This is a genomic window from Corynebacterium phocae (assembly GCF_008693075.1).
GTDB classification, from domain to species: domain Bacteria; phylum Actinomycetota; class Actinomycetes; order Mycobacteriales; family Mycobacteriaceae; genus Corynebacterium; species Corynebacterium phocae.
The window spans coordinates 1-23673 of record NZ_VXKJ01000053.1; the positions used below are offsets into that span (position 1 = coordinate 1).

A 23673-nucleotide genomic window follows, 5' to 3' on the forward strand; every position below is an offset into this window, starting at 1 on the left:
CCCAACCCCACAAACACACCCAAATAAAAAAACATGCACGCGCCAAAACGGATCACTTTTCCGCGCCAAAACGGATCACTTCAGCTTGACAAAATACACGCGCGCTTGCTAACCCGTCTACCCCGCCAACTGATGTTGCTTTTCGCATTCTCGATGTCTCTAAAAATCGGGGTTTGGGAAGCCGTGAAATCGCGACCCTGACGATCAGGATTGAAACTCTTCTGGGTCGCCCGCTCGGCCAGCCAGTAAAAATCGACGTTGTCACCGGGTGTCACATGACGGGGATCCCGTCCGGCCCGCATGACAACATCCTCGACCAGGTGCTCCAAGGCTCGTTGCCGAAGGTCCACCTCTACCCCATTGCGGACCACCTGGCGGATAAGGTGTCTGCCACTATGGAGGTCTACGGAACACCTGACAACCGGAGATCAAGTACTCGTGTGCGCGACCTGGTGGACATCGCGCACATCGCCGCCACTCAAGAGATTGGCGGCCGGGAACTTAGCTTTGCCATCGAGTCAGAAAGGACCGTGCGCGGCCTGGCCCCCTTCGCCGATGGACTCCAGTGCCCCGTGAGCTGGAAGGTAACTTATACAACGCAGAAGCACCTAGGGCGGGCTCCCCGGGACTTCGCGTCCGCACTAAAGGTGGCCAAGGCACTGATTGACCCGGCCATCCGCGATGAAGTGGACGGCCAGGTCTGGCGCGATGGCGGCTGGCGGAAGCTTTAGGCCTTCGCGGCGAGTTCGGCGGCAACTTCTAGGCAATCCGGGCGGTCACAACACTGTGTCTTGACATCTTGGATGCAGTCATCGCAGATGAGGACTTGTTGGCGGCAGGTGTCCTCATTGATGCAGTTGTGGAAGGTGTTGGTTCCTTTATTGCAGTGGACGCAGTGGCCTAGCTGGATAAAACCGGGATCTTCCAGACCAGCGCCGAACTCGTGATGCATGCGCTTATCGAATACGTACATGGAGCCCTCCCACAGGCCATCATTGCCGTATTCCTCACCGTAGCGGACAATACCGCCTTCGATTTGGTAAATCTCCTTGAAACCACGGTTTTTCATCAGCGCGGAGAGAATTTCGCAGCGGATACCGCCGGTGCAGTAGGACACTACGGGGCGGTCTTTCATCCAGTCGTACTTGCCGGACTCAATTTCCTCGATAAAGTCATGGGTAGTCTTCACATCCGGGACCACGGCGCCCTTGAATTTGCCAATCTCAGCTTCCATGGCGTTGCGGCCGTCGAAGAAGACTACTTCCTCACCGCGCTCTTCCACGAGCTTGTTGACCTCCTCGGGCTTAAGGTGAACGCCACCGCCCACCACGCCGTTTTCATCAACCTTAAGTTCACCGGGAGCGCCAAAGGCCACGATCTCATCGCGGACTTTGACCGAGAGCTTGGGGAAGTCATCCGCGCTGCCGTCGGACCACTTGAAGGCCATCTTTTTAAAGCCGGGGTACTCACGGGTGGCGCGCACATAGCGCTTGCACGCGGCCATGTCCCCGCCCACGGTGCCGTTGATACCGTGCTCGGAAATGAGGATACGGCCTCTAAGTCCCAATTTTTCACACAAAGTCCGCTGCCACAGCATAACTGCGGTGGGATCACTGATGGGAGTAAAGGCGTAGTAGAGAAGAATTTTTCCGAGGCTCACAGCCACCCATTCTAAAACCCCACGGCAGGTGAACGTTAATCATCCAGCCATGGGGTTTGTCACTTAGCTATGAAGGCAGCCGCAGCCACTGGTTGCGGCTAGCGCTTTTGGTAGAGAGCCTTCTTGCGCGCGAACACTGGATCGGAGGTAACCAGCACGCCCAGATTGCGGAAAATCCCCTCATCCACCGAACCCAGGATGGTGGTGGTGTGAACGTCACAGCCGCGTAGATTCTTGAGCTGGTCCAACGCCTTGCGGGCATTTTCATCCTTAGCCGCAGACACTGACAGCGCGATGAGGACTTCATCGGTATGCAGGCGGGGGTTGCGTGAGCCCAGGTGCTTAGTCTTCACCGTCTGGATTGGCTCAATGGATTCCGGCGAGAGCAGATGGATGTCATCATCAATACCGGCTAGGTGTTTGAGTGCGTTGAGCAGCATGGCAGAAGAGTTGCCAAGCAGTTCTGAAGTGGAACCGATAACCAGGGTGCCATCGGCAAGCTCTATTGCAGACGCCGGCTCACCGGTTTCCTCAGCGCGGGCACGAGCCGGTGCCACCACCGGGCGGTCCGTTGCCTTAATACCAGCCTTGGCCATCACCACAGCAGCACGATCTGATTGAGTGGTGTCCAACCCGGAAGCCTTCTCTTCAACCAAAGCCTTGAAATAACGGCGGATAATTTCCTGCTTAGAAGCCTCACGGCACACTGCGTCATCCGTAATACAGAAACCGGCCATGTTCACGCCCATGTCCGTGGGGGACTCATAAGGAGTCTTGCCCGTCAATTTCTCCAGGAGCACCTTGAGAAGCGGGAAAGCCTCCACGTCACGGTTGTAGTTAACAGTAGATTCCCCATGCGCAGACAGGTGGAAGTGGTCAATGACATTAGCGTCATTAAGATCCACCGTGGCGGCCTCATAAGCCAAGTTCACGGGGTGCTCAAGAGGAAGATTCCAAATAGGGAAGGTCTCAAACTTGGCATAGCCGGCCTCCACACCACGCTGGTGCTCATGATAAACCTGCGACAGGGCAGTAGCCAGCTTGCCGGACCCAGGACCAGGTGCGGTAACAACCACCAAATCCCGGGTGGTCTCCGCATACTCGTTTTTGCCCAAGCCCTCCTCAGACACAATGAGATCAGTGTTTGCCGGGTAACCGGGAATAACGCGGTGGCGCGCAACTTTTAGCCCCAAACGGCCCATGCGATCAATGAAAGCCTCCGCCTGCTGGTTGCCTTCCTCCAACTGAGTCATCACCACATGCTCTACCAGGAAGCCGCGGTCGCGGAAGACGTCTACCAGACGCAGAACGTCATCCTCATAAGAGATGCCAAGGTCCGCGCGGATTTTACCGCGCTGGATATCCTTGGCATTAATACAAACGAGGATTTCAACATCATCTTTAATCCGCTCCAACATAGCGATTTTGTTATCTGGAGTGAACCCGGGAAGAACCCTGGAAGCGTGCATGTCATCAAAGAGTTTGCCGCCCATTTCCAGGTACAGCTTGCCGCCGATTTCTTCGCGGCGGTTATTGATGTGCCGCGACTGCATTTCAATATATTGTTCACGGTCGAAGCCGATTTTCCTGGCCATAGCGGTGCCTTTCAAACGAAAGTGAAAAAGTTTCCGCTAGGTCAGCTTACACCTACTAGCTGGATATTTGAGAAATTTAGGCGGTACGCTGGGCACATGCCAGAAGGTCACCTCATCCATTACTTAGCCAACCGGATCAACGCCGAACTAAGGCCCGGACCAGTCACAGTCACCAGTCCCCAGGGTCGGTTTTTAGCCAGCGCCACCCAATTGGATCAGCACGAAATTAGCCACGCCGAGGCCTTTGGCAAACATCTTTTTATTGACTTCGCCGCGCCCGGCCCGGAGCACATTGTCTACATCCACCTAGGGCTAATTGGGAAGCTAACCTTTGAAACCGCAGACGCAGACTGGGGACAAATCAGGCTCCACATTGCCCGCGGAGAGGTAGCCGCCAACCTACGCGGGCCGCAATGGTGCCGGCTCATCAGCGAAACGGAGTTTGCCCAGGCTTTAGCAAAGATTGGTGAAGACCCCATCAGGGAAGACGCAGATCCGAACAAAGTCTGGGCCAAGGTATCCAAGTCCAAGCGCTCAATCGGGTCCCTACTCATGGACCAAAAACGCTTTGCCGGAGTGGGCAATATCTACCGGGCAGAAGTACTTTTCCGCCAAGGGATTTCACCCACCCGCCCAGGACATAATTTAACCCGCATGGAGTTTGACGCCATCTGGGAAGATTTGGTGCAGCTCATGCGCGCGGGCGTGATTACCGCCCGGATTGACACCGTGCGCCCCAGCCACACTCCCGCCGCGATGGGACGGGAACCGCGCAAAGATGACCACGGGGGAGAGGTCTACGTTTACCGGCGCGCAGGGGCCGCCTGCCACGTATGCAACACCCCAGTGGCGGTAACGCAAGCGGAAGGGCGCAATCTTTTCTGGTGCCCCAACTGCCAGGCAAATTAGACTGGCAAAACATGAAACCCGCCTACTCCGTAGAAGCCGTCCGCGCCACAGAGGAACAACTCCTTGCCCTACAAAGCGAGCCTGACCAGCTCATGCAATTAGCTGCAGACGCAGTGGCTAGAGCAGCAACGGACCTCCTAGGAGATCCCACCAGGGGACCGGTAGTAATACTTGCCGGCCCCGGTGGCAACGGCGGGGACGGGCTCTACGCTGGTGCGGCGTTGCTGAAAGAAGGATACGAAGTCTCCGCTCATGTCCTAGGCCCCGCGCAGCCACGCGCGCTAGACGCCTTCCTAGCAGCAGGTGGAACCATGTGCGCGCAACCTTCTCCTGATACCGCGCTGGTCATCGACGCAGTGGCAGGATTAGGCTCAGCGCGCGGCCTAGACGGCGCAGCACTAGAAATCGCCTCCCGCGCACCGCTGGTGCTGGCCGTGGACATGCCCACCGGTATTGACGCTAACACCGGACAAGCAGCGGATAACGCCGTGCGGGCACATGCAACTGTCACCTTTGGTGCCCCGCGTGCCGGCCACGTCCATGCTCCGGAGTGCGGGGAAGTGGTTATAGCCGATCTAGCGCTGCCCGGCGCGCCCACATTTGCCGCGGCGCTGGCCCGCTACGAACCCGCCGGCTACCTCAACCACATTGGGGGCCGCGCGTGGTTCGGTGCAGAAAAAGCCGGCGGGCCACCCTTCTATGACCCCACGCCCGGCATTGACGCGAACAAGTACTCCGGCGGTGTAGTGGGAATAGCTGCTGGCAGTCAGCAATACCCCGGCGCCGGGATCCTGGCGGCCACGGCCGCTGTGCGCGCAACTCCTGCGATGGTCCGGTTTATCGGCGACAGTGCAATCACCAACCTGGTGCCGGAGTTGGTAGTCCACGCCTCCGTTAAAGAAGCCGGGCGCGTCCAAGCGTGGGTGGTGGGACCCGGGCGCGGTACCAACGCGCAGGCTATGGCCGAGCTGGAGCACATAGTAAATCAAGGGCTTCCCACGGTTATTGACGCGGACGCCATCACATTGTTGGCACAACGGGATATCGCCCTGCATGAACAGGTCATTGTAACCCCGCACTGGGGTGAGTTCCAGCGCTTATATTCCGCCCTGGTGGGCCCTCCGGAGGGAAGCCGTGCGGAAATGTCCCGCGAGTTGGCGGCAAGGCTCGGTTGCCATGTCCTGCTCAAAGGACGCGTGAGCACAGTAGATGGCTTCTACGGGATAAATGCCGGCAATTCCTTTGCCGCCACACCAGGATCCGGGGATGTGCTCAGCGGGATCTTGGGGGCCACCCTTGCCATGCGCGGTGACCCAGTTGCTTCCGCGTTGCAAGCGGTTGCCATTCAAGCGCACGCAGCCGAGATAGCTGCAACCACCGCAGAGGGCTACGCGCCGTGTTCGGCCTCCCAGATAGCGGAGGCGGTGCAGCAAGCCACAGCCCGGATGATCCGCACCAATTAGAGCAGTTGGAACTAACGTGGGCGTTGGTTGCGGTTGGGGCTGGCTGCGGTTGGAGCTGGTTGCGCTTGGAGCTGGTTGCGGTTGTGATTTAGCGGATGGCCTTACGCAGAAACCCACGCCCTAGCAGGAGGGTGCCACGGCGGCCGCGCTTGGTTTCCCAGGGGGCAGTCATGGCAGCCCAGCACACGCCGGCAACAGCGCACTCCACAGCAACGTAATACGGCCAGGGCCCAAACTTATCCATCAGTGAGCCGGACTTAGGCGGGTAGCGCAGGAAGCCGTAATTGCCACCGGTAAGGATATTGACGGATCCGGCCAACGCCAGCCACAACGGGGAGAGCGCGGCCGCTGCGCGGTAGCCGCGCCAGGTGGGGCGGTACCCCAGCCCAAAGGTCAAGGCCAGGGGAGTGGCAAGGGCAGTGATATGGAAGAACCAGTAGGTAGCAAAGCGCACGGCGCGGGGCTCATAGTAGTAAATGACATCCGGGGTGATGATGGCCTGCGGATTGAGAAGAATGCCCCAGTAATAGGTGATATTGAGCGCGTGCGGGTTTCCAGTAACAAGCCCCAGAGCCATGATGGGGCGCAGAACATCGCACAGGTGCAGTGGGAGAGATTCCTTGAGGTCCAGTTGCCGTGGATCCAAGGAAGCAATGGTCCACGCGGTGCCCGCCGCCAGGTGAGCATACCCCCAGCCCCGGCGCAGCTTTTCCTCCTGCGGGGTGCCACGTACCGCACGAGCTACCGCAATAAAACCTGCACACGTCCCGGCCGTGGTGGCCAGCATGGCCCAGTGCGGGGCAGTAAACGGCCGGAGGCGGGCATAATCCGCGAATTGGGCGGTATATTCGGGTTTGTGCAGGATGTTCATTTCCCGACATTTTAGCCCAAATCTTGTTTTGCCTTGCTAAATAGCTTGCCATCAGCCACGTGGTAGGAGGAATCCGCAGCGGCCGCCACCGCCATATCGTGAGTAACAACCACCGTTGCAGTACCCAGCTCCTTGGTCACGCGTACCAGCAGCTCGGTTATCTCCTGGCTTAACTGCGAGTCAAGCGCGGACGTAGGCTCGTCGGCCACCAAGACCGCCGGATCCGCCATGAGCGCCCGCGCCACGTTAACCCGCTGGCGTTGGCCACCGGAAAGCTTGGACATCTTGCGGGCCCCCATGCCCTCAAGGCCCACCAGGGCCAGGAGTTCATCAGCTCGCTCCGGGCGGGGCTTCAACCCACGCATGTGGTCAGTAATAAGAAGCTGATCACGCACGCCTAAGCTGGAAATCAAATTGGGTTGCTGGAAGATTACTCCCACATGGTCCAACCGCGCCCGGGCACGGCCGTTGTCATCGAGCTGGTCTATACGTTGCCCCGCCACCCACACCTCACCGGAGGTGGGGCTAAGTAGGCCGGCAGCAATGCTCAGCAAGGTGGATTTGCCGGACCCAGACTCCCCGGTAATGGCGGCCACCTCACCAGAGGGAACTTCTAAACTCACGCCGTCTAGTGCAGTCAGGGTGGAATCACCGTCAGGGTAGACCATGGTTATATCGCGCAAAATCATGCGTTGCCTCCAAGAGCTAGTAGGGGATTGGTTTTTGTTACACGCCGAGTGGCCAGGAAAGCGCCCAGCATTCCCAGCACCCACACGCCTAGGGCGGGGCCGGCCACGGTGACAAGATCCTGCTGGAAGGGCACCGCACGGGAGGCCAGCCACCCCAGCCCCACACCGGCAACCGTGCCTGCAAGTACACCTATCCCCACCAAGAACGCAGACTGGCTCATGGCGTCTTTCAGCAAATACCTAGAGCTGGCACCCAGGGCCCGCAGGATAGACAGGTCCCGGGTGCGCTGGATGGTCCACACGCTCAAGAAAGCCACCGTTACCAGAGCAGAAATTGCGTAGAGCAGTGCCTGCATAGTGAGCAGAGAGCCGCGCTCAGATTTGTAGGCCGGCAACGCCGCGAAGGCCTCTGTGGTGGTGAGCGCGTCCGGGGTATCAGCAAGCAAAACGGTGCCGTCCTCATCCGAGTGCATAGCCTGGCGCCACAAGGAAGTTGGACCCCACACCACGGGAATATGCGAGTAATACGAGTCTGGAGACACCGCGACAATCTCCACCGGTTGACCGGCAAACTCCACGACATCACCCGGCGCGAAACCCAAGGACTCAGACGCAATCAAGCCTTCTGCAGGGATTTTGCCCACCGGTGAGGCGTACCCGGGGGCCAGGGCAAACAGCGCGGCGGCGTCACCGCCCACCCGGGTCTGCGCAATGCCCAAGGCCCCCGGACCTGTAACCTGCGAGGTAGAAAAGGACGGGTCCTGGTTATCCGCGAAGACGAAGCCCGGCGCGTCGAGGGACTCGAGGGCTTGAGTATTCTGCTTGCCCAAGCCTCCGGTGAGCCCGGAAAGCATAATGAGCAGCAACGTAATCATGGCAACCACGCCGCTCATAAGCGCCACACGGGCCTTGGCGGCGGCTATTTCTTTCATACTTAGGAACATGGTGTCCATTGTGGTCCGGCGGCCGCGCAGCTAAATCAGGTGCGCGGTCGAAAAACGAATCAACCGGTCGGTTGATGCACCGCCCACCGGGTGGCGCTAGCGTGGGAGCTTATGACCGGTCTTGACAACATCCTCCGCGCGCTCACGTGGGGTCTACACGCCATGTTCGCCTCACTGCTAGTGTTCGGAGTGGCCAGTGCCGTTGCTGACTCAACCTTGACACCTCTAGTAACTTTCCTCGCGGTAGCCCTGGCCGCGCTGTATTTTGTGCGCAACCGTCTGTGGGGGTTGGGGGCCCTGACGTTCGTGTGGGCGGGGTTGATGTTTCACGGCCAGGACTTCATGTGGTTGGAATTCCCGTTGGTCTTTTTGTACCTGCGCTACCTGCCACGATGGGTGCGCCTGCCGGCTGTAGGTGGGTTATGGGCCGTAGCGGCGTTCTTCCCGGCGTGGCGCTACCCGGAAAACTGGACCGTGGCGCACGCAGTGGGTCCGGCTATTGGCACGCTATTTGGCGTGGCGGTGTTTTTCTCCTACGTTGCCCTGCGCCAAGAAGCAGAGCGCTACCGGGACTTGGCCGCTGAACTGCGTAGTACCCAAGATGAGCTGGCGCAGACTGAAAACCTAGCCGGGCGCTTGGCGGAACGCGAACGGCTCTCCCGGGAAATCCACGACACCGTGGCGCAAGGCCTATCCTCTATTGTGCTCATGTCCCGCGCGGCGGCCGGAGCCACCAACCCCTCCGGACATATAGCTACCATCCACGAAGTGGCAGAAGATTCCCTGGGGCAGGCGCGCCGGTTTGTCGCGGAACTATCCTCACCTCCGGCGCTGCCGGAGGCATTAGGGGCGCTGGTGCAATCCCACCGGGACCGCGCCCGGGCGCTGGGGGAGTCCACGGCATTTGACCTGCAAATCGAGGGGGATACCTCCGCCGTGCCGGAGAAAGTGGCAACCGTACTAGAACGTGCCGCACGGGAGGGGCTATCCAACGCGGCCAAACACGCCCACGCCAGCCGCGTGGTGGTCACCTTGAGTGTGTTTCCCGACCGCGCCACCTTGGATGTTGCCGATGATGGTGTGGGCTGTAGCGGTGTGGGGCCCAGTGGTGTGGGGCCCAGTGGTGCGGGGCCCAGCGGTCTGGGTCCCAGTGGTGCGGGTCCCGCTAATGGTAGTGGCGGGTACGGGCTGCCCGGGCTGCGCCGGCGCGTGGATGAGGCCGGCGGTAGGCTCGACGTCATAGACCGCAACCCCGGGACCGTATTGTCCGTGAACTTCCTGCTGGAGGCGTAAATGATTTCCGTCATGCTCATAGATGACCACCCGGTAGTGCGCGCGGGGCTGAAGGCCATCCTGGACTCCTTCGAGGGGATCGGGGTAGTAGCGGAGGGCAACTCCGGCGCAGCTGTAGAGGACATGCCGGAGGTGGACGTGGTGGTTTGCGATATCTCCATGCCCGGCGTGGACGGGATTGAGGCCACCCGGCGGCTCAAGGCCGCCGGCGGACCACCGGTACTCATCTTGACCACCTACGACTCCGAAACGGACATCATGGCCGCGCTGGAGGCCGGCGCGCTGGGCTACCTGCTCAAAGACGCGCCCGAGGAACAACTGCGCCAGGCGGTGAAAGATACCGCTGCGGGTAAGCGAACCCTCGCGCCGGAAGTGGCTGTCACCCTGGCAGAGCGAGTTACCAAGCCGCGTGAATCCCTCTCCGCCCGGGAACGGGAGATTCTGAGCGGGTTGGCCACCGGCGCTTCCAACCGGGAGCTAGCCACACAATTTTTTGTTTCCGAGGCCACCATCAAGACTCACCTGGTCCATATTTATCAAAAGTTGGGAGTGGATAACCGCACTGCAGCGGTAACCGTAGCCAGAGAGCGAAAACTCCTCTAGGCTCTAACTATGAATCCAGCTCGCCGAATTGAAATATGGGCCCTGTTTCTGACGCCACAGCCGCTTCGCACGGTAGCAATCGACCCGGAGACCACGGTAGGCGACCTCTGCCTCATCATCAACGCGGCGTTGGGCCTAGCCCCCAGCCCACCAGGACGTTTTGAAAACGAAGACCGCATCATAGAGGCCATGGAGGTCCTGGACCAACTAGCGTTGCCACTGATATTCGCGGATGAAAACGCCAGCTACGAGCCATCGGTGGGGGAGTGGAAGATTTTGCTCACTAAGGGACCTTACGTTGAACCCGAGCAGAAGCTGCCGGCCCTTCTACGCTGCAGCGGCCCTGACTTAGTTTCTGAGATCGGCAGTCCACGGGGCACTGTGCAGATAATGAACAACGTCCTCAACATCCTCAGCGGGCGCCCGGTCTCCGCTGATGCCGCAGCCAGGATTGCGGAGATATTCCCCAACTACTCCATTGACCAAGTGGAATCCCGGCTCACCGACTGCTTTGCCCCACAGATTATCCAGCGCCTAGCAGAGCTTTCCTCCACGGATCTCACCCACGCTCTTGACGCTGACCTCCCGGCCCCCTTTGCAAACCCTTCTCCCTTTGAGCTGGAACCAGAACCACTTTCATTGACAGACGCCATCCCGGAGCTTGCTCCTGACTTCGAGCTTCCCCGTCTTAACCCCGGGCAGCGGCTAGAAATAGGCAAGCGGTTAGCGGAAATCCTCAGCCTGGTCCGGGAATACGACAAGCTCACCGCCTCCGGGTACTTCAAGCCAGACCTGGTCAACCAGCTACTGGACATCATGCCTTTCGAAAAACTGTACCGCGTACCCAGACCCCGGGAAATAGACAACTTTCCCATCGAAGTTATTCACGGCCTGCTCAACGTCACCGGACTGATCCGCGAAACCTCCACGAAAATAGAGCTCACCGAAAAGGGGGAGGAGGTTATAGCCATCCCCTCGCTCGGGGCCGGCATTGTCGCTGAAACGCTTCCGCTCATGGAGTCCGGGGATGAATTCCTCCCCATCCTCTTCATGCTCGTGAAGATAATTCGCGGGGACAAAGACATCCGCCGCTACCTCGAAGACATGCTCTACCAAGGGTGGGTGGCAAACCGGGCAGTGCTTGTCATCTTCGGTGGCATGGATGATGACACGTCCGAAGCAAATGACCTTGGGAAGGCCCTACTGGGTGAGACTATCGCCCACTATCGCGCTTTCTTCAGCGAGGAACCAGGGAATCCGTATAATTTTGGGCATGAAAAATAATTCCGTCATCATCGTAGGCGCTGGCCTAGCCGGGCTGGTTGCCGCACACGAGGCCGTCAAAGGCGGCAAACACGTGCTCATCCTGGACCAGGAAAACCGTAACAACCTGGGCGGGCAGGCCTTTTGGTCTTTGGGCGGGCTGTTTTACGTGGACTCCCCGGAGCAGAAGATGATGCGGGTGAAAGACTCGGAGGAGCTGGCCTGGCGCGACTGGGAGAACTCCGCTGACTTCGACGACGCGGAGCATGACTACTGGCCGCGGGAGTGGGCGCGCGAGTACGTGCGCTTCGCCGCGAATGAAAAGCGCGATTACTTAAAGAACCTGGGTCTTAACGTCTTGCCCACCATCGGCTGGGCGGAGCGCGGCAGCGGGGACGCGGCCGGTCACGGCAACTCCGCCCCGCGATTTCACCTCACCTGGGGCACCGGCCCGGAGGTCGTCCGCGTGTTCCGCGAGCCCCTCGAGCAAGCCGAGCACGAAGGCAAAGTGGAGTTCCACTTCCGCCACCGCGTGGATGAACTCATCACCGAAGGCGGCCGGGTAGTGGGCGTCAAGGGCACTAAACTTGCCGATGATCCCTCCGCGCGCGGCGTGGCCTCCAACCGCGATGAAATAGACACTTTCGAGGTCCGCGGGCAGGCGGTAGTGATTGCTACGGGGGGTATCGGCGGCAATCTGGCCAAGGTGCGGCAGATGTGGCCGGAAGAGACCTGGGGGCCGTGCCCCGAAGACATGGTCGTGGGCGTGCCCGCGCACGTGGATGGCCGCGGAATTGACATAGCCAACGACGCTGGCGCGCGCCTGGTCAACACCGACCGCATGTGGCACTACCCAGAGGGCATGACCAACTGGGATCCCATCTGGCCCGGCCACGGGATCCGCATTATCCCCGGCCCGTCTAGCATGTGGCTAGACGCCACCGGCAAGCGGCTGCCCACCAACCTCTTCCCCGGCTCAGACAACCTAGCCGCCCTAGGCCACATTGGCCGCACCGGGCACGGCTACTCCTGGTTTGTGCTCAACCAGACAATTGCGGACAAAGAGTTCATCTTCTCCGGATCCGAGCAAAACCCGGATTTCACCGAGAAATCCTTCAAGCTGCTGGCCGGCAAGCTGGGCCCCGGCACGCACGTGTCCGTCAAGGCGTTCATGGACAACGGCGTGGACTGGGTAGTAGCCGACAACCTGGACGCGCTACTAGACGGCATGGAAGAAGTGGCCGGCAATGATCTCCTGGACCGCGAGCTGGTGCGCAAGGAGCTTGAAGACCGCGACTCGCAGCTGGACAACCCGTTTAGTAAAGACGCGCAAATCAACTACATCCGCACCGCGCGTGGCTTCCTGGGCGACAAGATCGTGCGCACCGCCGCGCCCCACCGCCTGCTGGATGAGGCCAAAGGCCCACTCATTGCGGTGCGCCTAAAGATTGTGACGCGCAAGACCCTGGGCGGAATTGAGACTGACCTTGCGGGCCGCTGTTTTGATAAGGAAGGCGGCGTGCTGGCAGGACTATATGCCTGCGGTGAGGCTTCCGGCTTTGGCGGCGGGGGAATGCACGGCAAGAACGCCCTGGAGGGAACCTTCCTAGGCGGGTGCATCCACTCCGGTAAGCGGGTTGGTGAAGCGCTGGCAGCGTTGTAGGCAAAGCACCAGAAATTAGCGGGCCGCCCGCTCTGCTGGGTGGGGTTGAAGGCCCGAAATCCGCGAATGGTCTAGAACGCGGCTTCGGGACTTCCCCTAGGAGGAACTTTCGTTGACGTGACAGCAACTTTATTTCCGCGTATTATAGGGGCTGTATTCGTTAATCCAGTTTCGCCCCAAAACAAAAGGAGATGACCATGTTCGGTCTATGTGAAAAGAAAGCCCCCAAGAAGTCCCTCGGAGAAAAAGCACTTGGTGCTGTTGGCCGCGCCGCCATCCTCCCCATCTTCATCGTAGGAGCCAAGACCGCCCTAAACAACGCTGACTACGTAGGCGGCATGGCTGAAGAATCAGCCAAGAAACTTGGAATCAAAGACCTTCCGGTTGACGGACCCACCATGGCCAAAGTCAACGCCTACGCGCAGATGGGCCTAGGCTCTGCCCTAGCACTGGGGATTTTCCCCAAGTACGCCGCCTGGGGACTCATTGGCTCCCTTATCCCCACCACCCTGGTAGGCCACGCCTTCTGGGAGAAGGAAGATAAAGACGAAAAGGGCCAGGAAAAGCTCCAGTTCGCTAAGAACACCGCCATCATTGGTGGTCTACTAAATATCGCTACCCGCAAGTAGCACAACCCAGCCTTCAACAAATTCACCTTCTGTTTTAGCAGGAGGTGAATTTTGCGTAGGCTAACCCAGTTTTCCCAACGCAGTTAGGGTAGAGTCAGTTCAGGATTTCGGTACTAATTCACCTCCGCATTGCAAAGAAGGAATTGATAGGAATGCGAAAGCTTCGTCCTGCGGCAAGTGGCCTTCTAGCCCTTGCACTCATCTGTCCCAACGTCGCTCACGCCACGACAGACTCCATCAGCCAAGGCGACCGCATCCTTTTCCTCGACGACAACGGAAAGTACTCCGCTTGCACAGCAGGATATGTTGACCACGATCATGCGCGGATCTGGACCGCCGGGCATTGCGCCCCCGAAGGTTCCCAAGCACTAGACGCCTACGGCAACAAGATTGGAAAGCTCAAACAACGCTACGCTGTAGTTGATTCCCCCAAAGAGCTTGAAACCGATGGCACCACCGCCGGCTTCGAGCGTTCCTTCTTCCACGACGCCTCCTACGTGGTACTTAACGCCACCTCCTTTGGCGGAACCAACGCCTATTCCGGGGACCGCACTTACGCCCCCAAGATGGGCGACAAAGTATGTGTCTACGGTGCCACCACTAAGACGGTTAACTGCAGCAACTTGATTGCCTTCAACGACCTTATAGTCTACGCAGGGGATCTCAATGTTAATCCGGGTGACTCCGGCGGGCCGGCATGGGTCCCCGGAAAGGGCTACATCGGGCAAATCCTAGGCGCTTTCATCTACGAGGCTCCCGACGGCGGGGAACTGGCCATGTCCATCATCCACCGTGAAGACCTGGCGGAAGTTGTTCCCCAACGCACAGACCATGCCGGATTCATGCACCACAACCCGGACATCAACACACTGGGCAGCCCTCCGGACATCCACACCTCGCCCCGGTCCGCTTTTGGCAGCGACCTGCCCACCGCCTCCGAATACGCCCGTATTGTCCGGGAACACCAGCTGGAAATGCTCCACGCTGAAGCTACCGTTGCCGCTGCCGAAGAGAGGATCAACAAAGCGGAGGGCGACGTCCAGCAGCTCCGCAACGAACTGAACTCCGCTCGGGAGGAACTGGCCCGACTTAAAGACAGTCTGAAGGCCCCGTCTCCGCAGCAACCAAGCGGTGGCTCCTCAGACGGGAACACCGGCATCATAATCGGCGCAATCGTGGGCGTATTAGGAGTAATCCTTGGCGCCGCCGGGATGTTTCTACCCCAACTAAGCATCCCCGGGCTGAACGCTATCTAGGCTGTTTAACCCCGGCCATGTTTCAGACCGTTCCTTAAAGGCCGGCTTAAGCAGCAGATACCCCCGCACCTTTTATTCAAAAGGGCGGGGGCAGCTTGGCCTCACAGGCCATTAACCTTGCTTAAAAGCGAGGCAGCACTCGGCCCAAGAGTGGCTTTAGTGGACCTAGCAGCGCTGCAGCTAGCAGCCCCAGCAGGCTCAAGACACCCAGCACAGACCCCACAATAGTGGCCGTGGTCTTATCAGACTCACTGGAACCGTCCTTGTCAGAATCATTGGAGTCGTCTTTATCATCAGGATCCTTGGGATCCTTCGGGTCCTTGGGATCTTCTGGGGCTGGCTTAGGATCTTTGGGATCTTCTGGGGCTGGCTTGGGATCCTCAGGATCTGCCTTGGGAGGCACTACGGTATCCAGCGTCAGGGACTTCAGGTTGTAGGTGGCGTCCTTTTTCAGCTGCTCTACATCCACTTTGTTGGCTGCGTCGGCTCCGGTGACGTACAGTCCCAGAGCCGGTTCTGGGGTATTCATCTTCTCTGCAGCGGCATCAAGATACTTCTCCTCCAAGCCCCAATCGATAACGCCAAAAGGGACCTCCTGGGGATTGCTGTCGCCGTTTTCCAAGAGGGCAATTTCCTTCTCCAAGCGGCTGGAACCGTAATTGAAGATGAAATCACGGCGCTGCTTGGCCGCCTTCTGAGGGTCATCATCAGCAGCGCTTTCCGCTAAGGACTGGGAGGACTTACGTTCTGTGTTCATTAGGTCCAGAGCCAGCTTGGAAGCTAGCAGGTCATGGCCAATCTTGGTGGTTTCAATTGCTTGAGCCTCAGGGTTGCCTTCGTACTGCAGCAAAGCAATGGCCTCACGGGCAAAAGCGATTTCGGTTTGGCGGTTGGATTGAGCAATGTCCCTCTGGAAATCAGGGTCACGGTTGTCTACCTCCCAAGCCTTTGCAGAGAAGCCGCGGTCGTAGGTCTCCCGCGCCAAAGCTACCATTTGGAATTTCCGGAATTCGCTTCCCCATGCCTGCGCTGTATCAGAAGGGTTTATATAAATCCGGGACAAGTTGTCTTGGTCGTTATCCATGGCCTGTACTGCCACGGGTGCCACTAGCGGAACGACAACGGACGCGGGAACAGCCAAAGCCAGGCTAACCGCCAGGGTGCGTACGGATTTCTGGGAGAAGGTCTTCATAGAAGTTGGTTTCTTTCTGTAGAGATAGATGATTGCAGCCTGCGCCCAAGAAAAAGATCTCTCTTCATCTGGGACTTCAACTACAGCCCTGGAAAAACGGTGAGAAATAACTACCTTGAAATAATCAAGGTTTGTCTCCAGCTTTGCCTGGACTTCAGTCCCTCAAAAGCCCTGCACGGGCCCTTGAGAGGAGTAAGGCAAGCCTTTCCTTTACTGTAGATGATTTATTTGTTGCAGGATAGCCCCCGCAGGTGAAATCCGGGAAGATTAACCAAAAGTTCTAAACCTGCTGTACCGGAGGGATGAGATCCCTTGTTTAGGGCCAGCACCCATCCCGGGGACCGGGAACGCGCCAATACCGGGGTAGGGGCAATACCTAGCCCACACCCCTGCTTGGTCGCGGGGATGGGGCCGCCCGGGACTGGGGCCAAGGGGTGAGACACTTTTCACGGTTCGCACTGTGGTCCGGGGTGCGCTAGAATCACAGGAGTTAACAACTGCAACAGCAGTTAACCTAAAGAGGTTATCCCCACTACGGAGAAAGCCAAGGTTTAGGTAGCCAAAGTTCCCGTGGCTCAACCGTCAGGGGATCACGAGGAAGTGGCTACCAATAAAATCCTAAATCAATAGTTTTGGCAAGAAAGCTAGTCGGGTTGCGCGTAGGTTTCGGGGTGTCCGGGTTCGCAGCGGACTGGGAGCCAGGGCTAGGCGGGATCCCCTTTCCGGCCCTTAAATCCCCGGGGATGGACCCCCTATCCAAGCCGACGCTTGAGGGGTACGAGGTCTTGGCGGGGTTCACTCACAATGTTATGACCTTATGGTTGCACAGTTATGGCCGTATGTTGCACTCGCACACCACTTACTTTAGTAACGGTGGCTAAAACACAAAGCCGGCCGCCGCCCCGGTTGAGGGGCCACGGCCGGCGGGCGGGGAGCGGTTATTTCACCACGAGGTTGACCATGCGGCCCGGGACGTAAATCTTCTTGAACACTTCCTTGCCAGCGGTGAGTTCCGCAATCTTGGAATCGGCTAAGGCAGCGTCCAAGACGGTGTCTTGGTCAGCATCAGCAGCAACGGTGATACGGGACTTTACCTTGCCGTTGATCTGGACTGGGACCTCGATCTCATCATCCTTGAGGTACTGCTCATCGAACTCAGGGAACGGTACGTAGGTGATAGTGCCCTCGTGGCCAAGGCGGGACCACATTTCCTCCGCGATATGCGGGGCAACGGGGGAGACCATCTGCACTGCCGGTTCTACCGCAGCGCGCGGTGCAGAGGTCTTGTAAGTCTTAGTCAGGTAGTTGACGTACTCAATGAGCTTGGCAACCACCGTGTTGAGGCGTAGGTTTTCATAGTCATCGCGCACCCCGGCCACGGTGCGGTGAAGGGCCTTGAGGTCTTCCTTAGTCAGGGAGTCACCGGAAACAGCCAGCTCACCCGTCTGTTCGTTGACCACCAAACGCCATAGGCGCTGCAAGAAACGCTGCGCGCCCACCACGTCCTTAGTTGCCCAGGGTCGCGAGGTGTCCAACGGGCCCATGGCCATCTCATAAACACGCAGGGTGTCCGCACCGAAGTTCTCCGCAACCTCATCCGGCGCCACAGCATTTTTCAGGGACTTGCCCATCTTGCCGTACTCCTGGTTGACCTCCTCACCGCCGAAGAAGAACTTGCCGTCCTTCTCCTCAACCTCTGCGGCCGGAACATATACGCCACGGGAATCCGTGTACGCGAAGGCCTGGATGTAGCCCTGGTTATACAGGCGGCGGTAGGGTTCACTGGAAGTGACAAAGCCTAGGTCAAAGAGCACCTTGTGCCAGAAGCGGGCGTAGAGAAGGTGGAGGACCGCGTGCTCTACGCCGCCCACGTAGAGGTCCACGCCACCCGGATCATTGGGGCCATGTTCCTCCGGACGGGGGCCCGTCCAGTAGCGCTCGTTCTCAATGTTGCAGAACTCATCTGAGTTGTTGGGGTCCACGTAGCGCAGCTGGTACCAGGAAGAACCCGCCCACTGCGGCATGACGTTGGTGTCACGGAAGTAAGTCTTAGGACCGTCACCAAGGTCCAGCTCCACCTCAACCCACTCGCGCGCCTTGGCCAGCGGTGGCTGGGGGGAGGAGCTGGCGTCATCCGGGTCAAAGGAAACTGGCTTGTAGTCCGCAACCTCGGGGAGCTCGATGGGAAGCATGGACTCGGGCAGCGGGTATGCCTGGCCGTCTGCGTCGTAGACCACTGGGAAAGGCTCACCCCAGTAACGCTGGCGGGCGAACAGCCAGTCGCGCAGCTTGTACTGGACCTTCTCCACGCCCAGGCCTTTATCCTCAAGCCAGTCAATGGTCTTTGCGACCGCTTCCTTCTTGCCCAGGCCGTTGATGTCCAGGCCTTCTTCATTGGCTGAATTGATGGCCTCACCGGATTCGGTGAAGGCCTCTTTGGACACGTCCCCGCCCTTGACTACCTCGGTGATGGGCAGGCCGAAGGCGGTGGCGAACTCGTAGTCACGGGTATCATGCGCGGGAACCGCCATGATGGCACCCGTTCCGTAACCGGTAAGCACGTAGTCCGCGATGAAGATGGGAACGCGTTTGCCGTTGACCGGGTTGACGGCATAAGAGCCCAGGAAAACGCCGGTCTTTTCCTTGTTCTCCTGGCGCTCCAAGTCGGATTTAGCCGCAATATCCGCGCGGTAGGCCTCCACGGCCTCCTTCGGATCATCGTTGCCGTAGGTCCAACGCGAATCCACGTCATCGTCATAAGGGATGGGGGAGATCAGCGCGTCCACCAGCTCATGCTCAGGCGCCAGCACCACGTACTCCGCGCCGAAGAGCGTGTCCGGCCGGGTGGTAAACACCGTGATGGTCTGGCCCTCAGCGGTGAAGTTGACCTCCGCGCCACGGGAGCGGCCAATCCAATTGCGCTGCATGGACTTGACCTTCTCCGGCCAATCCAGGTGCTCCAAGTCATCGAGTAGGCGGTCCGAGTACTCCGTAATGCGCATCATCCACTGGGAAAGGTTGCGGCGGAACACGGGGAAATTGCCGCGCTCGGAGCGCCCATCAGCCGTGACCTCTTCATTGGCCAGAACCGTGCCCAGACCCGGGCACCAGTTCACCGTGGAGTTGGAAAGATAAACCAAGCGGAAGGCGTCTACGGCCTTGCGCTTCGCGGCATCAGAAAGCTCGGCGTAGTTCTGGCCGTCCTGGGTTGTGCGCACGCCCGACTCCAGCTCCTCAATGAGCTCCGCGATGGGGCGCGCCTTCTGCTTTTCTGGATCAAACCAAGAATTGTAAATCTGCAGGAAAATCCACTGCGTCCACCGGTAAAACTCCGGGTCCGTAGTGGCCACGGAGCGGCGGTCATCATGGCCCAAACCCAGCATGCCCAACTGGCGGCGCATGTTTTCAATATTTTCCATGGTGGTGGAACGCGGGTGCGTGCCGGTCTGGATGGCGTACTGCTCCGCCGGCAAACCAAAGGCGTCATAGCCAAGCGTGTGCAAAACATTCTTGCCCAGCATGCGGTTAAAGCGCGCAAACGTATCCGTAGCGATATAGCCCAGCGGGTGACCCACGTGCAGGCCCGCACCAGAAGGATAAGGGAACATGTCCTGGACGTTGAGCTTTTCCGTGGGCAGCTCCTTATCCCCATCAGTTGGCGCTAAGTCACCCACCGGGTTAGGGGCATGGAACGTACCATGCTCCTTCCAGTAGCCCTGCCAGGACTTTTCAATGCTGACGGCAAGCTCCGGGGTGTAGCGGTGGGCGGTGGTATTAGCTGGGGTATTAGCTGGATTTTCGCTAGCAGAAGTCATAGTTTCCAAGTCTAGTAGCAAGCGGCAGGGGAGCGAAGTTAAAGCGCCCGCGCGCCCGGGCCCGTGCCAGCCAGGATGACCTAGGGCCGGACAGCGGTGAGGAATCGGCGGTGCCGGGATACTTGCCGCCCAGGAGTAGCCCCATAGCGGCACGGCACCGCTAAAGCGCGCGTTAGCGCAGTTGCGGGCGGAAACGGAGAGGGTGCGCCCGGCCCCCCGGGGCCCCTAATCCCACCAGGCATTTAGCTTCTTAAAACAACTGTCTTAGCAGGTGTCCAGGCTACGCCCCACAACTTCGCACACGGGCACTGGTTAATCTAATATGGTGAAAATGACTTCGAGGCCCAATACTCACCGACTCACCTCCTTCGAAAACGCTACCGGCCGCCACCAGGCGCCGTACCTTTCACTAGATCCCGTTACCTTCGCGCTCTCGGTAGTGCTGCCTCCCGTGGGCCAAGACTGGACTGTCACTATTGACAACCAAGACCCTAAGCACTTTGCGGCGGGGGAGGAGCGGATCTTTGTTGCCATCCCCGCGCCCTTCCAGGAAATTTCCGCCCACACCGGTGACAACTCGTTTACCTGCAAGGGAATAACGGAGGAACACCCCTTTATTGTCCTAGACGCCATGGACCGCCTGGTGTCCACGGAGCAGGGCTTGAAGCCCGGGAACCACACGTTTCTCCTGCCACAGAACAGCCGAGTCAATGGCATTCCCGCTATAGACGCCATCGGTTGGCCGGGCTGGGTCATGGTGGACGTAGCCTGCCAGGCCGGGGAAACCATCACCGTTGCACCGCCCTACGTGCAACCGGTGGAAGTGGAAGTCAGTGAACCCTCCGGCTGGGAATGGGATATTGCGGTCAAGCGGTTGCCTAACGCCCGCAGCGTTGACTGGGAACCGGTATTCACAGCCTCCCCGCACATCACCGTTTATTGCGAGGGTGAAGTCACCGGTGAGCTGGTGTACATCGCGCCGGACGGTGAACGGGAGGTAGTTCACGAGGACACGTTGATTCCGGGAAAGCATGAGATTTTCCCCTCCGATCTCTACGAGGACCCATGGGTGGGCCGCTATGAGTACATCCTCTACCTGGACGGTGAGGAAGTGGATTCGCGTTACCTAACCATGATTGAGGGACTGCACGCCCGCGCCAAGAATGAAGGACCACGGGGCACCACGTTCCGTTCCGTGGACGCCGCAGGCACCCTATCCCCGTTTAGCTACACGATGGCGGGCAGCCCCAACAAGACGCTGGTTTTTGAAAAAGGCACCCGCCAGCTAGACCAGGACCCATTCAGGACGGAAACAATCAGCTCTGAGGCTGGGTATGAAGCCATATTTTCCATGGTTCCCGCCGCAGTAACCGGGCGGTATAAATACACCGGCCAGGAACCGGTGCAATTTAGCGCCAAGACCACCATCCGCGCGGGGCAGCTGGATGAGCATACGCACTTTTCCGTGCATGCCCCGGAACCGCTGCCGTTGGCAAAGTTTGTCTCCATCGATAAACGTCAAAAGATCAAAGACCTGGTCAACTCCGGGGGCACTTCGGTAGCGCGGCGGACATTAACAATTTCTAACGCCCAGTTGAAGGACGCACTGGGCAAGCAGTCTTCCTTCGAGCTGTTCCTGCTGTGGTCCACCTTGAGCTACGAGGACTACCTGGCGGAGCTATCGGAGTCCGCCCGGGCCAAGCACCTAGCGCAAAGTGAGTCGCGCAAGAAGGTGGAGTACGAGGCATCGGCAGCCAAGGACCTGATCTACGCCTCCTTAGCCACCGTGGTTAAGGCACCCCTGGGCACTGACTGGGCGGAACTCGAAGAGGACGTGGTTACCTGGGCCTGGCCGGTTTCTGACCCCCTTGGCACACCACAGCGCATTACAGATGAAGTCCCCGCAGAGATTGAGCGCCCAGTCATCATGGACGTTCGCGGGTGGGACAAGAGCACCGACCTGGCCGCGCCCGCACAACCGGCGGCTAGCTCTGTCATCATTGGCGGCGCAGAAGGAACCGCCACCATGCCCAAGACTGCCGAGGCCGTAGTTTCGCACTACTTGGCCCTGCGCGGGCTGTCCAAGCGTTCCCGCAACGCCGGGCTACAAGACCACGTGGACAAGATGGTGGCGTACATGCAGGCCAATCCCACCGCCGTTTACGATCTTCTCCCCGCAGACGTCCGCTGGTCCGTAGCCTTCGAGACGGAGATGTTCCTGGAGGTCCTTCCCCTCGACGCCGCCCAGCCCACCTCCTGCCCGGAAACAGACCAGCAGGTGGATTCCCGTACCCAACCCATGAAGCTCCAGACCGCCGCCGGCCTGGAACCCAGCGATGATGAGCGCGTAGCTGCACTGCGCGAGTGCCTGGAAAACGACATTTCCATCCACCGCCTGTACACCATCCGCGAGCTTCGTGCCACCGCCATGCAACTGCAGGGCGTGGTGCAGCAGCTGTACCCGGATTCCTCAGTTGGCCACACGCTTATTGCCCTGCAGGCTTTTGCCGACGCCCCCACGGGGTTCCGCGCCGCAGCCTCCGTCCCGTTTGTTTCCTACGTCTTCAGCCTGGTTTCCCGAGCCCTGGCGGCCGGCAAGTTCACCGACCCCACCGTGGAGGCCATCCTGCGCAATAACGCCATGGATCTCTCCCGCGTGGCCGCCTTTGCACCTAAGCTCTTTGCCTACGACATGCTCACCGGCAAGCTACTAGCCCGCTAGTTTCACGTGAAACATCCCGCAAGCCCCAGGCGCTAACACACCTGGGGCTTGCGGGGTTGTGAGGTTGTTGGATTGTGAGGTTCTGGGGTTGTTGGGCTGCGTGGCTGGTGCCAACGCTTGCCTAGTGGCTGTCCGGGTTGCCCCCGGGCTGGTTATTGCCCCGGCGCAGCTGCTCGATTTCGGCACGCAGGGTTGCCACCTCGGAGTTGAGTTCCTGCAAACTACGCATGACCTCGTGGTGGCGCGTGAGTTCTGAGGCTTGGCCCGCCTGGGTGGCATCGTTTTGAACCTGCTCCACCAGCCAGGCGGACACCATGGCAGTGACCACACCAGCAACCGCAATACCGGAAAGCATGAGCATGGCACCCACCACGCGACCCTGCGGGCTTACCGGTGCGATATCCCCGTAGCCCACCGTGGTCACGGTAGTAAGCGCCCACCACATCGCGTCACCAAAATCATTGACCGCAGTGTCTGGGTCGCGGACCTCCGCGTCGTAGAGCGAAATGGCGGCCACCACGATGATGAGCACGGTGGCAATGGAGGTGTAGAGCGCCACCGTAACCCGCGCATTGGACGCTGAAAAGCGCTGCAGCAACACCAACGTGGGCAGCACACGCAACGCGCGCAGCGGGCGGAACATGGGCAGGACAATGAGCAAAAGCTCCCACCAATGCTTCCAAAACCACTTCCAGCGCTCCCGCGCCAGGAAGAGGCGGACCAAGTAATCCACCACAAACGCACCCCACACCATCCACATTCCCACCGAGGCCAGGTGCGTGAGCAAACGATCATTGTCCCCAAGGGCACTCCAGGCGTAGAGCAATAAGAAAGCCAGGGAGGCCAGGAACATGGGGCCTTCCACGCGGCGTTCCCATTTCAGACGCGGCGGGAGGTCAGCGGGAATATCTGGGTTAAACAGCTCCCGGATAACCACCAGGAGTTTTTCCCGCCAGGGCAGTGCATTCAGGGCCGCAGCCTTCATTCTTGAAGCGTGTTTCATGGGGTTCATTGTGGCAGAAGGCCCCCAGGCTTGCGACTCACCCCAGGGTAGATACCCGCATACTTTGGATTTCCACCGGCAACAGGATCAAATTGCTAGAATT

Annotated in this window: 18 protein-coding genes; 10 read left to right on the plus strand and 8 right to left on the minus strand. The window is 59.2% G+C overall.

The genetic code is table 11. The features are described from left to right. The first annotated feature begins 173 nt into the window (after positions 1 to 173). Entirely contained in the window at positions 174 to 731 is a 558-nt protein-coding gene (locus F4V58_RS11385) for a nucleotidyl transferase AbiEii/AbiGii toxin family protein (protein WP_075736110.1), read from the plus strand. Here F4V58_RS11385 and trhO read toward each other — a convergent pair. Then, positions 728 to 1660 (minus strand): oxygen-dependent tRNA uridine(34) hydroxylase TrhO, encoded by a 933-nt coding sequence (gene trhO, locus F4V58_RS11390; RefSeq protein WP_075736112.1) that lies wholly within the window; start codon positions 1658 to 1660, stop codon positions 728 to 730. The genes F4V58_RS11385 and trhO overlap by 4 nt on opposite strands. Before the next feature lie 98 nt (positions 1661 to 1758). Beyond that, complete coding sequence (locus tag F4V58_RS11395; protein ID WP_075736114.1) at positions 1759 to 3255, minus strand: DUF1846 domain-containing protein; 1497 nt, start codon at positions 3253 to 3255, stop codon at positions 1759 to 1761. 96 nt (positions 3256 to 3351) lie between these two features. Here F4V58_RS11395 and F4V58_RS11400 point away from each other — a divergent pair, with 96 nt between their 5' ends. Together F4V58_RS11400 and F4V58_RS11405 are read left to right on the plus strand one after the other, a co-directional pair. Beyond that, on the plus strand, positions 3352 to 4164 hold the full coding sequence (locus F4V58_RS11400; protein ID WP_075736116.1) for an Fpg/Nei family DNA glycosylase: 813 nt from the start codon (positions 3352 to 3354) through the stop codon (positions 4162 to 4164). A gap of 11 nt (positions 4165 to 4175) precedes the next feature. Then, positions 4176 to 5627, plus strand: coding sequence for a bifunctional ADP-dependent NAD(P)H-hydrate dehydratase/NAD(P)H-hydrate epimerase (locus F4V58_RS11405; protein WP_075736118.1), 1452 nt, complete (start codon positions 4176 to 4178; stop codon positions 5625 to 5627). An 88-nt stretch (positions 5628 to 5715) separates the two neighbouring features. On the opposite strand, the gene F4V58_RS11410 is transcribed toward F4V58_RS11405, so the two are convergent. Genes F4V58_RS11410 through F4V58_RS11420 form a run of 3 tightly spaced genes read right to left on the minus strand, consistent with a single transcriptional unit; the run spans position 5716 to position 8131 of the window. Further along, entirely contained in the window at positions 5716 to 6498 is a 783-nt protein-coding gene (locus tag F4V58_RS11410; protein ID WP_075736120.1) for a YwaF family protein, read from the minus strand. 11 nt (positions 6499 to 6509) lie between these two features. After that, the gene (locus F4V58_RS11415) at positions 6510 to 7187 is read right to left on the minus strand and encodes an ABC transporter ATP-binding protein (protein WP_075736122.1); all 678 of its coding nucleotides are present in this window, start codon (positions 7185 to 7187) and stop codon (positions 6510 to 6512) included. Then, positions 7184 to 8131: an ABC transporter permease gene (locus tag F4V58_RS11420; RefSeq protein WP_075736124.1), complete on the minus strand. Its 948-nt coding sequence runs from the start codon at positions 8129 to 8131 to the stop codon at positions 7184 to 7186. The genes F4V58_RS11415 and F4V58_RS11420 overlap by 4 nt, the downstream gene beginning before the upstream one ends. A 111-nt stretch (positions 8132 to 8242) precedes the next feature. On the opposite strand from F4V58_RS11420, the gene F4V58_RS11425 reads away from it, so the two are divergent. The 6 genes from F4V58_RS11425 (at position 8243) to F4V58_RS11450 (ending at position 14838) form a co-directional block, all read left to right on the plus strand. Beyond that, entirely contained in the window at positions 8243 to 9424 is a 1182-nt protein-coding gene (locus F4V58_RS11425; protein WP_075736126.1) for a sensor histidine kinase, read from the plus strand. Next, positions 9425 to 10027, plus strand: a complete 603-nt coding sequence (locus F4V58_RS11430) for a response regulator (protein ID WP_075736128.1) — start codon at positions 9425 to 9427, stop codon at positions 10025 to 10027. A gap of 9 nt (positions 10028 to 10036) precedes the next feature. After that, complete coding sequence (locus F4V58_RS11435) at positions 10037 to 11311, plus strand: hypothetical protein (protein ID WP_075736130.1); 1275 nt, start codon at positions 10037 to 10039, stop codon at positions 11309 to 11311. Next, on the plus strand, positions 11301 to 12953 hold the full coding sequence (locus F4V58_RS11440; RefSeq protein ID WP_075736132.1) for an FAD-binding dehydrogenase: 1653 nt from the start codon (positions 11301 to 11303) through the stop codon (positions 12951 to 12953). Before F4V58_RS11435 ends, F4V58_RS11440 begins: the two co-directional genes overlap by 11 nt. A gap of 197 nt (positions 12954 to 13150) precedes the next feature. After that, complete coding sequence (locus tag F4V58_RS11445) at positions 13151 to 13582, plus strand: DoxX family protein (protein WP_170252491.1); 432 nt, start codon at positions 13151 to 13153, stop codon at positions 13580 to 13582. A gap of 152 nt (positions 13583 to 13734) precedes the next feature. Continuing rightward, complete coding sequence (locus F4V58_RS11450; RefSeq protein WP_075736134.1) at positions 13735 to 14838, plus strand: chymotrypsin family serine protease; 1104 nt, start codon at positions 13735 to 13737, stop codon at positions 14836 to 14838. 121 nt (positions 14839 to 14959) lie between these two features. Here F4V58_RS11450 and F4V58_RS11455 read toward each other — a convergent pair whose 3' ends face one another. Continuing rightward, entirely contained in the window at positions 14960 to 16030 is a 1071-nt protein-coding gene (locus F4V58_RS11455; RefSeq protein WP_075736136.1) for a hypothetical protein, read from the minus strand. 938 nt (positions 16031 to 16968) lie between these two features. Beyond that, the gene (gene leuS / locus F4V58_RS11460; protein WP_075736140.1) at positions 16969 to 19845 is read right to left on the minus strand and encodes a leucine--tRNA ligase; all 2877 of its coding nucleotides are present in this window, start codon (positions 19843 to 19845) and stop codon (positions 16969 to 16971) included. Positions 19846 to 20176: 331 nt separating this feature from the next. Here leuS and F4V58_RS11465 point away from each other — a divergent pair, with 331 nt between their 5' ends. Then, positions 20177 to 22567, plus strand: a complete 2391-nt coding sequence (locus tag F4V58_RS11465; protein ID WP_075736142.1) for a hypothetical protein — start codon at positions 20177 to 20179, stop codon at positions 22565 to 22567. A 121-nt stretch (positions 22568 to 22688) separates the two neighbouring features. Here F4V58_RS11465 and F4V58_RS11470 read toward each other — a convergent pair whose 3' ends face one another. After that, positions 22689 to 23570: a potassium channel family protein gene (locus F4V58_RS11470; protein ID WP_245802999.1), complete on the minus strand. Its 882-nt coding sequence runs from the start codon at positions 23568 to 23570 to the stop codon at positions 22689 to 22691. Positions 23571 to 23673: the final 103 nt, after the last annotated feature.